Source organism: Marinicellulosiphila megalodicopiae, assembly GCF_045862395.1.
Classification (GTDB): Bacteria; Pseudomonadota; Gammaproteobacteria; order Pseudomonadales; family Natronospirillaceae; genus Marinicellulosiphila; species Marinicellulosiphila megalodicopiae.
Genome location: NZ_AP023087.1, coordinates 3,701,173 through 3,714,969, shown reverse-complemented (window position 1 = coordinate 3,714,969; position 13,797 = coordinate 3,701,173). Strand labels below are relative to the sequence as shown.

Here is a 13,797-nt window from a genome sequence, read left to right as displayed (position 1 = left end):
TATTGTATGAATTATTAATAAACAACGAATTGTAATCTAATTAATCTGATTAGTTAATTAACATATTTGGATCAACATGGATGTACAAGTTGCCTTGTGTTTTTTGAAAAAAACCTTCGTAACAAGGGTGTTGATCATTATCGTGTGCGTTGTCTGCAAGCCAGTCTCTTTCATGAAATTCTTCCATTTGCTCTATGTTATCTAAATCGATGGCAAATACTTTTCCTTGGGATTCAATTACAATAATGACTTGTTTTACCATTTCTTCTAATCGCGCTTGAGCGGCACCGAATAAATTTAATAATTGATTTAAAGTGGTATGTTTTTCTTTTTCTAGTATTGTCAGTGCTTCGGATAGTTTGGTTTTGTCTTGACTTAAAGTGATTAATTTTTCAGCAAGGCAGTGAATATAATTGTGAGGACGCTCAAATTTTTTCATTATAGTTGTAAGTTCTTCGTCATCTGATTGGTAATTTACATACCATTTCCCAAAATTACATAACAGTGGATCAGCGGCTTGATTAAATGCTGTATCAGTCTTGATGCTTTGCTCTAATGCGTCGATCCAGTCAATATGCTCTTGTTTGCATTGTGTTAAAAAGGTAATTAATGCTTTACTCTGCTCCACTTGAGAGTAGCTACCTACGATTTTATTGAAACTATATAGAACTACCGGTCGATCGGAGAAAGAAAAGATACGATTCATTGTTCCATCTTGTAATGGAGTGTTTTGTAAAGTAATTGCATCAATTGAAGTTATGTATTTTACGCAGTTTACATTCAATGCGTAATGAGAATTACCGCATGCAAATGTGATGAATGAACCTTTGTGGGCATTCGGTGTGGGTAAGTGGGATTGAGTAGACATATAAATCCTGAGCTTGATCAATTATTATTCTTTGAGTTTAGTTTAGATTTAATGAGTGGTGCGATAACGGAACAATTAATCATATAATAATGAGGAATGAAAAATGAGTATTATAACCCTGTGTTTAGTTGGGCTAGTGGCTGTTGAACATATCTATATATTAATCATAGAAATGTTTTATTGGAATAAACCTTATGGAAGAAGAATGTTTGGCTTAAAAGAAGGGTTTGCGAATGAATCCAAGGTGTTAGCGGCCAATCAAGGTTTGTATAATGGATTTTTAGCGGTGGGGTTGTTCTGGGGGATGTTTCATCCTAATGAAGCATTTGGTACACAAATTCAAACTTTCTTTTTAGGTTGTGTTTTAGTGGCGGCTATTTATGGAGGGCTTAGCGCTAAAAAATCCATTATAATCACCCAAGGATTGCCTGCGTTGTTAGCAATGCTGAGTGTGATTTTATTATAAATTTAGTTCAATAGAATAATCGATTTTAAATTAGATAACGGAGTAGTTATGGCGGGTAGTCAATTTTTTGCATTATTAGATGATATTACATTGTTGTTAGATGATGTTGCAGTAATGAGTAAGGTTGCAGCGAAAAAAACAGCTGCGGTTTTGGGGGATGATCTTGCGTTAAACGCTGAGCAAGTAAGTGGTGTGAAAGCCAATAGAGAGTTACCTGTTGTCTATGCTGTGGCAAAAGGCGCATTGTTAAATAAAGCGATACTGATTCCCGTAGCACTTTTAATCAGTGCGTTTGTGCCATGGTTGCTCATTCCACTGTTAATGGTGGGTGGTGCGTATTTATGTTTTGAAGGTGTAGAAAAAGTTTTACACTTTTTTATGCATAGAAATGACATTCAGGAACATAAAAATAAATTAGTCGCCGCTCTAAAAGATCCCAAAATCGATTTGATGGCGTTTGAAAAAACTAAAATTAAAGGGGCAATTAGAACTGATTTTATATTATCTGCAGAAATTTTAGTGATTGCTTTAAATTCTGTGGCTGACGCGCCATTTTCAACTCAAGTTATCGTAATGTGTATTATTGGGTTTGGGATGACATTCGTTGTTTACGGGTTAGTTGCATTTCTAGTTAGATTGGATGATTTTGGTTTATTTTTTGAACAAAAGAAGAATCAAATCGCAAAAATATTTGGACGATTTTTATTGAATTTAGCGCCTTTGGTTATGCGTTTGTTGACTGTAGTGGGCACATTAGCGATGTTTTTTGTTGGTGGCGATATTTCAATGCATGGCCTGGAGTCATTTGGATTTGAATTTTTACATCATCTTAAGGAGGATCTTCATAATTCTGTGCACTTTTTGGGCTCACATTTAATAATCAACTTATCTATGTCGTTTGTTGTTGGTTTTATTGTCGGTCTGTTTGTTTTGTTAGGTGTCACGTTATTTCAAAAAATTAAGTCGGTATCAACAAACTCTGAACATGCATAAATTAGTTTTAATCTGTTTATTGTTCTTAGCGGTTGGTTTAGTTGGTTGTGATATGAATGCTAAAGAAGAATTTGATTCCTCTGCGGGGGCAAGCACTAGAGCTCAGCCAGCCAAAGCCTATTGGGCAGAAAAATGGTGGATACCAAGGCATGAACAAAAAATCAAAGATAGCCAAAACAAGAATTATGATGTGGTTATCTTTGGTGATTCCATTGTGCATAAGTTTGAAACGGATGGGTTAAAATCTTGGCAAGCACTCAATCAAAATTATTCAATTTTGAATTTAGGGTTTTCTGGGGATATGACCGAGCATGTGTTGTGGCGTATTCAAAATGGTGAATTGAAGTATGTATCACCCTCTAAAGTAATATTGATGGTGGGTACTAATAATACCGGGCTTAGATTTGATTCAGCACAGGATACATTGCTTGGCATTCAACTGATCGTGAAAGAAATACAAGCAATAATACCCGAAACAAATATTATCATTATTGGATTATTGCCACGTTCAAGAAAACCCAGTCATAAATTTAGAGTTAGAAATCAAGAAGTAAACAGGCTTTTACATTCGTGGATTAAATCTAACTCAATGTTGAGTTATGAAAATATCGAAACTGAATTTCTTGATAATCAAGGTGTTATTTCAAAAGAAATCATGCCCGACGCGTTACATCTAAGTGAGTTTGGGTATGAGATTCTCTCCCAATCACTACAGCTAATTTTAGAAGGTGAATAAAATAATGAATAACGAAAATATCCAACCGTTTAAACAATGGTCACCCAAACTTGGCCAGCGCGTAATGGTTGCACCACAAGCGTTTATAAATGGTGATGTTGAATTGGGTGACGATTGTTCAGTTTGGCCAATGGCTGTGATACGCGGCGATATGCATAAAATTCGCATTGGCAACCGAGTATCCATACAAGATGGTGCAGTTTTGCATATAACGCATCAAAGTGATTTTAACCCTGAAGGACACCCATTAATGATTGGGGACGATGTTACCATTGGGCATAATGCCTGTTTACATGGTTGTCAGATTGAAAATGAAGTATTAATTGGGATCGGTGTCACTGTATTAGATGGGGCCAAAATACCTTCACAGGTTGTGATCGGTGCAGGCTCATTAGTACCACCTGGAAAACAATTAGAGAGTGGGTTTTTATATATCGGTAGCCCAGTTAAAAAAACGCGAGAATTAAATGACAAAGAAAAATCCTTTTTTAAATATTCAGCGCAAAATTATGTAAAATTAAAGGATGAGTATTTGAAAAATCTTTGAGCAAACAGCGGTAAGTAGCTTAAAAAATCGTATAAAAAACAAGAAGGTCTTTAATTGTACTGTTTTTAGTTATGAGGCAGGGTTTCAAGGAAGTATGTTACTAATGATTTATATTTATTCTGTTTTACCTCTGGTTAAAAACTCTATATCTTGATGTGTTAAATCCCATTATCTATTATTGTTTTGAAATAATTGCACAAAGACTTCGCGTGACTTTTTAAATAGATTGGTTCATTGTGTCGCCTTGGTATTTTGGTTTATATTTGATCAATCCATTTGATACTTAAAAGTATGTCATATAAATTTGCAGTAAAAGTAGATGAAATGAGGAGAAATTCCTCCAAAACTATTAAAGAGTAAATATTGAAACGGTTTATTGCGCTAAAAATATTAGGAATTGTTTGGATTCCAGTCGTCTTTATCATTTGGCAGGTGCTAAAAAACCAGTCTGAATGGGTTGAGATTTATTACAGTCAATGGTTTTATCCTGTCTTAATTAAAAACATTTCGGCTATTAGCTCGGTTTTTGGGTTTGCGCTGCATGAGATTGTGGTTGTAAGTATCGTGTTAACTGTCATATTTTTGATCGCGCAAGACATTCAATTAAATGAGAATAAACGTAATCGAATTATAGGCATAGTGTTGTCGTTAATTAGTGTGTCTGGATGGCTATACTTTTTATTGGTAATAATGTGGGGTATTAATCACCTGCGCACTCCCGTTGAGCAAATGTTTGAGATACAAACGCCTTTGACAGAGCAACAAGAGCAAGTGGTGCTAGGGCATATTGTTGAACAGGCCAATGAACTAGCATTAATGATGCAAAAAAGTCCAACCAGTAGTTTGCTAGAGCAGTGTGATCAATTACATGATTCATTTGAAATTGTCGATAAACAAGTGAATCAGGCTATGATTCAATTTTTAACTCACAATCATTTAACTCCAGTTAAATCTGCCGAAGGACGGTATTTTATTTTTAGTGGTGTAATAAGGCAGATGGGAATTGCAGGTTTGTACAATCCATTGGTCGCACAACCTGCAATTTCAAGTAAAATCCCCGCAAGTTTGCAGCCTCAAACGTTAGCCCATGAATACGCGCATCTAAACGGGTTTGCTGATGAAGCTGCTGCGGATTTAGTCGGATATTTAAGTTTACTGTCGTCCTCATCTAAGCAATTGAGGTATGATGCATGGCTAAGTTTGTTATGGCAAACGGGCCAACAAAACAATCCTGATTTAAATAGTGCGATCAAAGCAGATTTAAATTGCATTGCTTTAAATATTGCGATTCATAAAAATAAAAGTAAAACTTCTTTAGTCTCAACTGTGCTAAAACCCGCAGTTCAGGCCACAAATGACCAATATCTCAAGCAAGCAGGTCATCAAGAGGGTAGAATGCGTTATGCAGTGGGAGAGCAACTGACATTACGTTATTTATACAAAATCATAAAAAAACAGCCATAAACTTTTATAAATTATAGGAACTGAACTATAAATTGCATAAAATCATGGTTTTAGTTGTTAAGGGGTAATCATGCAAAACGCTCACATGTCAGTATTGGAAAGTAAAATTACAACTTTGCTTGAGCAGTTCGATACACTAAAAAAAGACAATATTAAGCTTAAAAGCCAGCAGCTAGTTTGGAGGCAAGAGCGTGAGAAATTGGTTAAGCAAAACGATTTAGCTCGTCAAAAAATTGGTATCATGATTGAAAAGTTAAGAGCGATGGAGAATAGTGATGAGTAGTGAGCACAACAGTGTAAACCTCAAAATATACGACCAGGAACTTCGTATAGCGTGCCCAGAAGACGCACAGGATCAATTATTGGCTGCGGCTAAAATGGTTGATGAAATGATGTTAAAAGCTAAAAAAGCAGGCGTATTTGGTGTAGAGCGCATCGCCATGATGGCTGCTTTAAATATTGCAAATGAATTATTATCCGCCAAAAGTAAAAATGTTGATTCGCAATCAATTGAGCGAATGATGGCGCAAATTGATGAGCGAATTTCTTAATCCCTTCTTTTAATTTTTGGTTTAATTTTTAAACTAAAACCCACACCGATTTAAACGAGTATTTCATGTTAGAGTCAATGGTCAAAAAAATCCTTAATGCTGCTATATATAAAGCAGCCAAAACGACGCCCTTAGATGAGGCGTCATCGTTATCCAAGAAGCTAGATAACCGTGTATTCATTAAACGCGAAGATTTGCAGTCAGTATTTTCATTTAAACTTCGTGGTGCATTTAATAGAATGCAGCAATTAACGGAAGAGCAAAGAAAAAAAGGAGTGATTTGCGCATCAGCCGGAAACCACGCGCAGGGTATTGCAGAATCAGGCCGAATTTTAGGTGTGAAAACCACCATCGTTATGCCAAAAACCACACCCGCTATTAAAGTAAAATCGGTTCGAGATCGCGGCGGGCGAGTAAAATTACACGGTGATGCTTATGACGATGCGTTTAAATACTCGCAAAAAATCATGTTGGAAGAAGATTTAACGTTTATTCACCCTTTTGATGACTTGGATGTGATTGCGGGGCAGGGCACAGTCGCAAGAGAAATCCTTCAAGAAATGTCTGATCCTATTGAGGCCGTGTTTATTCCAGTAGGGGGTGGCGGTTTGTGTGCTGGAATGGCGGCCTATATAAAATATCTTAGACCTGAAATAAAAATCATCGCGGTAGAATATGAGGAGTCGGCCTGCTTAAAGGCTGCTATGGATGCAGGTAAGCGTGTTGTACTAGATAAAGTAGGTATTTTTGCTGATGGTGTGGCTGTTGCGCAAATAGGTAAAGAGACGTTTAATATTCTTAAAGATACAGTCGATGAAGTTATCACCATTAATGCAGCAGAAATATGCGCTGCTATTAAAGATATTTTTGATGATACACGATCAGTAGCAGAGCCAGCTGGTGCATTGGGGGTGGCAGGTCTTAAAAAGTACGTGCAAGAGCATAATATTAAAGATCGTAATTTAATTGCTATATGTTCGGGTGCAAATATGAATTTTGACCGTTTGCGATATATTGCGGAGCAATCAAATATTGGCGAGCAAACCGAAGCGTTGCTGGCAGTAACAATTGATGAGAGTCCGGGAAGTTTTAAAAAATTCTGTTCTATAGTGGGTAAAAGGACAATCACTGAATTTAATTACCGGTATGACGATCCACAAAGTGCGCAAATTTTTGTGGGTGTGCAGGTCTCAGGATTGGAAGATCGACTCTCAATTATCAGTGAATTGGTTGAAAATGAGTACCATGTCGAAGATTTAACTGAAAACAATATGGCAATCAATCATATTCGTTATATGGTAGGAGGCCGTGCTGAAGGTGTAAGTGATGAGCGAATTTTCAGATTTGAATTTCCAGAAAGACCAAGTGCTTTATTGAATTTCTTAAAAAAATTAGGTTTTAAATGGAATATTAGTTTGTTTCATTATCGAAATAATGGTGCTGCGTATGGTCGAGTTTTGGCAGGAATTCAAATACCTGAAAATGAAATACAAGAATTCGAACAGTCATTAGATGAAATTGGTTATCAATATTGGGATGAAAGTGACAACCCAGCATATAAATTATTTTTAGCATAAATAAAATTAAATTAAATGACTAATAGGTTGTTGAATTATTAGTCATTTGCATAAAATTAATCCAATGTAAATTAAAATGCGGCCATATTGATATAAGTTCCGTGAAATTGAAAAAAAAAAGTTAAATTGTAATTTTTTTTTAATAAATGGGTTGACCTAGTTGTGTGAGTCTGGTTTTATAGCCACCCATAACCAACTTACGTTGGCGCAGCTGCAAATAATGAGTTCTTCTGAAAAATGGATTTCTCTGTATTATTTGATGCTGGGTAAAGAAGAAGATTTGCTTTGACTTTCAATGTGTAGTGCAGTTAGTCTACGCAAAGAAATTTTAAGGAATCTCTGATTTAGAATCCTAAAGACTCAATAAAAAAAATCTTACAATTTTTTTCTAAAAAACACCCTGAAATTGCGAAAAAACTCGCATACTTCCTAGAATTTGACTGGTTTGCCAAATTCTAGGCACAACTCGCCTAGTTCATTTATAAATTCCTCATCATATAAATATTGGCTAACGTAAATAACATCGTCAGCTGTGCCGCATTTTTTGCCAGCCCTTTGTATTTCACTTTTCGAAATCCAAACTGACACTTTACGATTCTAAAAATATGCTCCACCTTCGCTCTTAATTGCGCCTTTATTTTTTCCGTGGCTTTTTTGTCATTGTAAATTGTGCCCGTCCCGTGTTTTTTTACTAATGAACTTGGTCGCTCTGCGATCAGCCATTGGGCTGAAACATCTTTATTTTCTTCACGCTGATCCGCACCTAAATACCCGCTGTCACCACCTATTAATTTTTCTTCACCGTGCAATAAATTATGCGCTTCGGTCACATCATGATGATTAGCCGATGTAAATGTCATGCTGTGCGCCACGCCTGTGTGCATGTCGACACCCACGTGCGCTTTCATTCCAAAATAATATTGATTCGCTTTTTTGCAGGAATGCATTTCTGGATCGCGTGCTTTCGATTTGTTTTTGGTTGAAGGTGATGCGTGAATAATTGTGGCGTCCATCAGTGTCCCTTCTTTTAATAATACACCTTGATCAACCATAATTTGGTTCATGGCTTGTTGCATTTTTTCTTGTAATTTATGCTTCTCAAGCAAATGCCTAAATTTTAAGATGGTCGTTTCATCAGGAATTTTATGTGTTAATTCTAATCGAGCAAATTGTCGCATAGATGCAATTTCATAAAGTGCATCCTCCATTGATGGATCACTCATCGTATACCAGTTTTGCATTAAATGAACACGAAGCATCGTTTCAAGCGGGTAAGGCTGACGACCTTTTTTATGCATTTTTGGATAAAATGGCTCGATGATAGGCAGAAAAACGCCCCAAGGAACAAGTTCTTCCATTTGATTAAGGAATTTTTCTTTTCGAGTTTGTTTTCGTTTTAAATGGGATTCTGCGTCTGTAAAGCTGAGTTGTTTCATGTGATATATAGGTTTTATTTAAAATTAATGGACACTCATATTTTAGCATTATTTAAACAGAGTTTCCTTAACAATAATAAATTGGCAAAAAGATTTTTAATCTTGATGTCGTAATTTTAAGATCTGGCTTCGGCCAACAATAATTCAAAAATTAGGGGAAACTAAATGAAAGCGACTAAACTTGCTTCAGGTTTTGCAGTAACAGCTTTGGCTGCTGCTGTTTCAATGTCAGCAATGGCATCTACAGATGTAAAAGTTAACGGCGATAATAACGAAGATAGTAATGCTAACTTTTCTGGTTCAGTAGAATTCAAATCAACTTTTGAATTTGATAATGCATCAAAACACCAGTCAGATACTGACGCTTTATCTAAAGCAAATGAAGATTCACAAGCTGGTTCAATGTCTTTTGATGTTAAAGATGATAACTTTAAAATTAGTTTGAAAATTGTACAAGATGGCGATGATGACGATATTAACTTTGTTGTTGAAAATGCTATTTATGATGATGGTACTTGGAGCATTAGTCCGACTTTAGGTAGTATTATTGTTACTGAAGGCGCTGGTATCGAAGGTTTGGGTGATCCAATCTCTTATGGAGTTGATGGTGCTTTCCGTTATACAGATAAAACTAAAGCGTTTGGCGTTAAAGGTTTAAAATTCCAAGCTCAGATTGAAGATGCTGCAGATGATTCTGATGAAGTTCCTTATGTTGCTGGTGCGGAGCCAACATTCCATGAAGATGATTCAAATGGTTCTGATTTCAGTGTTGCTGCTTTAGCTCAATTCAAAGCTCCTGGCTCTCAAACTGAATACTCCTTCAACGTACAGTACGCTGAGGATGGTGTGAATACTGCAACAGATCCTGAGGCATCAGCAGCTACTAAGCCTTTTATTGGTTTGATGGTTAATAGCAAAATTAATCGTTCTTTAAGTGCTGTAGCATCTTTTAACAATGGTTCTGGTAGTTTAGATGAGTCTGTTGATGTAATTAATGTTTTGGGTGCTCGAGTTAATTATACTGACAATGATGCTATTACTGCCTTTGGTTCATTCGGTATGAGAGATGAGACAAATGCAATTCAAGCTGGTGTATCTTACACATTAGATCTTGACTCTGATCAAGATAGTGATATCTCTTGGGCAACTGCAGAAGCTAAAGTAACTATACCTAATGATGGTGATGATGCAGTTGAGGATTCAATTCAAGTTTACTTGAAAGCGCGTATGGATTATGAATTCTATTACGGTCAAGTTGAATTTACTCTTGAAACTGAGGCAGCTAACAATGTTAAATCTGAATTCGGTACTAAGTCTCAAGCAGATTATTCAGTTAAGTTAATGACTGAAACAACAATGCCTGATGGTGCTGATGCTGATAGTGCTATCGGTGTTGAAGCGACTTATAATTTCAGTAGTGGTGTTGAAACAGGTGCTTCTTTCTGGTCTAAAGCTGGTGAAACTGCTCTAAATGAAGATGGTTCTACTAATGGTGTTGATGCTTCTGGTTTATATGTACATACGTATGCTAAGAAAGATAAAGCGTCTGAAATCAAAATTTGGGCTAACTACGAGCTTGAGGGTGGTGCAAATTTAAGTGCTGCATATGAAATGGATACTGATGGTTCTCGTGAAAACGAAGATGATGATCATGGTCCAGAAGATGATCGTGGTGATGTTAACTTTACCAATAAGTTAGTATTAACTGCTGGTTATTCTTTCTAAGAATTGCTTAAATAGTTAAAATATTAAAGCCGACGTAAGTCGGCTTTTTTTTGTCTTGAATAAAGTTGATATATATTTGGTTTGAGTTTGTTTTAGGTGGGCTAAATTGGAAGGCTGTTGTATGTATTACAGGCATAAAAAAACCGACGAAAGTCGGTTTTTTTTTGTTCAAATAAATGAAGAATTAAGCAGCTTTAAGTGCTTTGATTCTTGCATTCAAACGGCTTTTCATACGAGCAACACGGTTTTTGCTGATGATGTTTTTGTTAACTAAGCCATCTAGAAGAGGTTGAGCAGTTTTGAATGCTTCAGTTGCTGCTTCATAGTTGTTTGCTTCAATTTGAACGTCAATTTTTTTAACGTAAGTACGTGACATAGAACGTAGACTTGCATTGTGTGCGCGGCGTACTACAGCCTGACGTGCGCGTTTTTTAGATCCAGCTGAATTTGCCACGATCTTCTCCTGTATGGGTGAATAAAAAGAGGGCGGATTTTACGTTTGCAATTCAATTTTGTCAATAGCTAACTCAATCATATTGAATATATAGAGACTAACTTTTGAATCAAGTACAATCCAATTTGATAAAGTTTAATTTGATGATTTATGAGTAAAAAATTAATTGGAAGGTCTGCATTAGTTGGAGTAGGGACACTATGTTCTCGCATACTGGGTTTAGTTCGGGATATGGTGATTGGCAATGTGTTTGGTGTCAGTGCTTCAACGGATGCTTTTTTTCTAGCGTTTAAAATCCCTAACTTTTTTAGACGAATTTTTGCAGAAGGTGCATTCAGTCAGGCATTTATGCCAGTGTTTACTCAAGCGCAGCAAAACTCAAAAGCAGATGCGGCCATTTTGTTTAAAGCTGTTTTGGCGAGGCTGCTAAGTTTTGTCGGTATATTGTGTTTAATTGGTGTTATTTTTACACCTGTATTTTCTTTTGTATTTGGTTATGGCTTTTTCACGGATCGAGAAAATTCGCCTCGTTATGGCATCATGACTGACATGTTAAGAATCACCTTTCCGTTTTTATGGTTTATCACGTTTATTTCTTTAGCCAGTAGTGTGCTTAATAGCTACGACAAATTCTTCGCTCCCGCCTTTGCGCCAGTGTTACTTAATATCTCATTTATAGTGGCAGCACTTTTTGTGGCGCAGTACTTTAATTATTCAGTGTTTGTTTTAGCTTGGGCGGTAGTGGTAGCTGGAATATTACAAAGTCTGTTTATGCTTTGGGAATTAAAAAAAATAGGGTTGTTGGTTTGGCCAAGTTTTAAGCAAAAACACGAAGGCACATCTGAAATCATTAAATTGATGTTACCGGGTATGTTTGCAGTGTCGGTCACACAAATTAATTTATTAATCGACAGTGCAATCGCTACCTTGTTTAAAGAAGGGAATGTCGTGTCGTGGTTGTATTACGGTTTACGTTTGTCTGAATTGCCTTTGGGTATTATTGGCATTGCTATCGCAACGGTGATTTTACCTGTTCTATCAAAACAGTTTATTAAAAAAGAAGCGCAGTCATTTGAAAACACAGTGATGTGGGCCATTCGCATTGTGTTGTTTGTAGGGATTCCAGCTGCGGCTGCACTTGTGTATTTAGCTTTGCCGATGTTGTCTACGTTGTTTTTAAGCGGAAAGTTTAAATACAGCGATGTGCTTGCCTCGTCTCAGGCATTAACCGCTTATGCCTGTGCCATTCCAGCATTTATGTTGGTCAAAGTACTGGTGCCTAGCTTTTTTGCCCGTAAAGACACCAAAACCCCTGTTAAAATTGGCCTGATTGCTGTTGGGGTAAATATCATTGCCAATATCATCGCCGCATCTATATTTGGCTGGGTAGGATTAGCAATGGCTACAGCCATCAGTGCTTGGAGTAATGCGTTACTTTTAATTATTGTGATGATTAAACAAAATATGCTTAAACCCAATTTAAAAGAAATAAGATGCTGGATGTCAGCAATAATGGGCGCTATCGCAATGATTCTAGGCTTGATGTGGTTGAGTCCAGAACCAATTTGGTGGGGCGAAGTAGCTAAGTTTGAGCAGGTTCAAACACTTTTAATGTTAGTGGTTTCGGGGATCTTAATTTACGTAATCAGTTTGATGCTGTTAGGCATAAGATTTCGTCATTTAAAAAGCAATTAACCTAGCGTATAATCGCGTGTTTGCGATTATTCACTGATATTTATGCGTTTTTACAAACATCCGACAGTATTGAACCAGCAGCAACCGTCCGTGGTATGCATTGGAAACTTCGATGCAGTGCATTTAGGTCATCAGGCATTAATTAAGCGAGCTAATGAATTAGCCGAGCAAAACAACTGGCAATCCGTTGCTTGTTTTTTTGAACCGCAACCTAAAGAATATTTTTTAAAAGAAAAAGCGCCATGTCGCATCACCAATTTGCGTAATAAATTGCATTGGTTGGATCATTACAAGGTCGATACTGCATATTGTATTGGGTTTAATAAAAGCATTCAGACATTATCGGCGACACAATTTGTAGAAGATATTTTATTAAAACAATTAAATGCAAAAGCCATCATCGTAGGTGATGATTTTCGATTTGGTTGTAATCGAGACGGCGACTTTGAATTTTTAAAGCACACACTTAAGCCAATGGGTGTGCAAGTTGAACAAGCTCAAAGTGTCACAGCCAATAACAAGCGCATTAGCAGCTCATTAATACGCAAACATTTACAACAAGGCGACATTAAAAGCACTCATGCTTTATTAGGTCGAGAATACTCGATTATTGGTAAAGTGGTGCATGGTAATCACTTAGGCCGCACAATTAATACACCCACGGCAAACATCAGTTTAAAAACATTGTTGCCAGCAATTGATGGGGTATGGGCCTGTACTGTCCAAATAAATAATAAAACGGTGAATGCTGTTGCTAATGTTGGCGCAAGACCAACAATCAATAGTTTTAAGCCGATTTTAGAAGTGCATCTATTAGATTTTGATCAAGATATTTATGATCAAATTATTGAAACGCGTTTTGTAAAAAAAATAAGAGATATAAAAAAATTCAATTCGTTAGAAGAATTGAAAGCTCAAATACAACAAGACATTCATACAGCAAAAATTATTTTCCAAGAAGCGAATTGAAATATGACTGATCCCATTAATTGCAAAACAACGTTAAGTGGGTAAGTGCAAATTTTGCATTTTTTTGATGATTGCATCAAAAGTAGGTTTGTAACAAAAATAAAGACGTCACTAAATCCCGCGAAAGCGGGATTTTTGTATATATCAAATTCAAGAAGTGAAGTGTGAATCTGAAATTAAAGGACGTTAGTACTGAATAAATAATGGCTTAAAAACGACAGTAAGATATGCATTTCGGGCGTGGTTGAGCGTGTTAATGGCAGTTGTTAGATAAGCAGCGTTCGCATTCTTCTTAATTATATTTTAGTGTATTTTA

Annotated in this window: 14 protein-coding genes; 11 read left to right on the top strand and 3 right to left on the bottom strand. The window is 36.4% G+C overall.

Annotation, left to right across the window (positions count from 1 at the left end):
• Positions 1-49 precede the first annotated feature (49 nt).
• Positions 50-868, bottom strand: coding sequence for a CZB domain-containing protein (locus TYM08_RS16030; protein WP_422380158.1), 819 nt, complete (start codon positions 866-868; stop codon positions 50-52).
• Between the two features lie 103 nt (positions 869-971).
• Here TYM08_RS16030 and TYM08_RS16025 point away from each other — a divergent pair, with 103 nt between their 5' ends.
• The 8 genes from TYM08_RS16025 (at position 972) to ilvA (ending at position 7,202) form a co-directional block, all read left to right on the top strand.
• Positions 972-1,334, top strand: a complete 363-nt coding sequence (locus TYM08_RS16025; RefSeq protein WP_422380157.1) for a DUF1304 domain-containing protein — start codon at positions 972-974, stop codon at positions 1,332-1,334.
• A 48-nt stretch (positions 1,335-1,382) separates the two neighbouring features.
• Positions 1,383-2,327, top strand: a complete 945-nt coding sequence (locus TYM08_RS16020; protein WP_422380156.1) for a DUF808 domain-containing protein — start codon at positions 1,383-1,385, stop codon at positions 2,325-2,327.
• Positions 2,320-3,063 carry a GDSL-type esterase/lipase family protein gene (locus TYM08_RS16015; RefSeq protein ID WP_422380155.1) on the top strand — a complete coding sequence of 248 codons (744 nt, stop codon included), beginning with the start codon at positions 2,320-2,322 and terminating at the stop codon, positions 3,061-3,063. The genes TYM08_RS16020 and TYM08_RS16015 overlap by 8 nt, the downstream gene beginning before the upstream one ends.
• A 4-nt stretch (positions 3,064-3,067) precedes the next feature.
• Positions 3,068-3,610: a gamma carbonic anhydrase family protein gene (locus TYM08_RS16010; RefSeq protein ID WP_422380154.1), complete on the top strand. Its 543-nt coding sequence runs from the start codon at positions 3,068-3,070 to the stop codon at positions 3,608-3,610.
• 363 nt (positions 3,611-3,973) lie between these two features.
• Positions 3,974-5,074, top strand: a complete 1,101-nt coding sequence (locus TYM08_RS16005; protein ID WP_422380153.1) for a DUF3810 family protein — start codon at positions 3,974-3,976, stop codon at positions 5,072-5,074.
• Positions 5,075-5,144: 70 nt separating this feature from the next.
• Positions 5,145-5,357 (top strand): TIGR02449 family protein, encoded by a 213-nt coding sequence (locus tag TYM08_RS16000; protein WP_422380152.1) that lies wholly within the window; start codon positions 5,145-5,147, stop codon positions 5,355-5,357.
• Positions 5,350-5,625, top strand: a complete 276-nt coding sequence (locus TYM08_RS15995; RefSeq protein WP_422380151.1) for a cell division protein ZapA — start codon at positions 5,350-5,352, stop codon at positions 5,623-5,625. The genes TYM08_RS16000 and TYM08_RS15995 overlap by 8 nt, the downstream gene beginning before the upstream one ends.
• Positions 5,626-5,690: 65 nt before the next feature.
• Positions 5,691-7,202, top strand: a complete 1,512-nt coding sequence (ilvA, locus tag TYM08_RS15990; RefSeq protein ID WP_422380150.1) for a threonine ammonia-lyase, biosynthetic — start codon at positions 5,691-5,693, stop codon at positions 7,200-7,202.
• 479 nt (positions 7,203-7,681) lie between these two features.
• On the opposite strand, the gene TYM08_RS15985 is transcribed toward ilvA, so the two are convergent.
• A complete protein-coding gene (locus TYM08_RS15985) occupies positions 7,682-8,638 on the bottom strand; it encodes an IS5 family transposase (protein WP_422379240.1) in 957 nt (318 codons plus the stop codon).
• Positions 8,639-8,803: 165 nt separating this feature from the next.
• Here TYM08_RS15985 and TYM08_RS15980 point away from each other — a divergent pair, with 165 nt between their 5' ends.
• Entirely contained in the window at positions 8,804-10,363 is a 1,560-nt protein-coding gene (locus TYM08_RS15980) for a hypothetical protein (RefSeq protein ID WP_422380149.1), read from the top strand.
• A 184-nt stretch (positions 10,364-10,547) separates the two neighbouring features.
• Here the strand turns inward: TYM08_RS15980 and rpsT are convergent, their stop codons facing one another.
• A complete protein-coding gene (gene rpsT / locus TYM08_RS15975; protein ID WP_422380148.1) occupies positions 10,548-10,817 on the bottom strand; it encodes a 30S ribosomal protein S20 in 270 nt (89 codons plus the stop codon).
• Positions 10,818-10,967: 150 nt separating this feature from the next.
• Between rpsT and murJ the strand changes: the two genes are divergently transcribed.
• Both murJ and ribF read left to right on the top strand, forming a co-directional pair.
• A complete protein-coding gene (murJ, locus tag TYM08_RS15970; RefSeq protein ID WP_422380147.1) occupies positions 10,968-12,512 on the top strand; it encodes a murein biosynthesis integral membrane protein MurJ in 1,545 nt (514 codons plus the stop codon).
• 42 nt (positions 12,513-12,554) lie between these two features.
• Positions 12,555-13,481: a bifunctional riboflavin kinase/FAD synthetase gene (gene ribF, locus TYM08_RS15965; protein WP_422380146.1), complete on the top strand. Its 927-nt coding sequence runs from the start codon at positions 12,555-12,557 to the stop codon at positions 13,479-13,481.
• Positions 13,482-13,797: the final 316 nt, after the last annotated feature.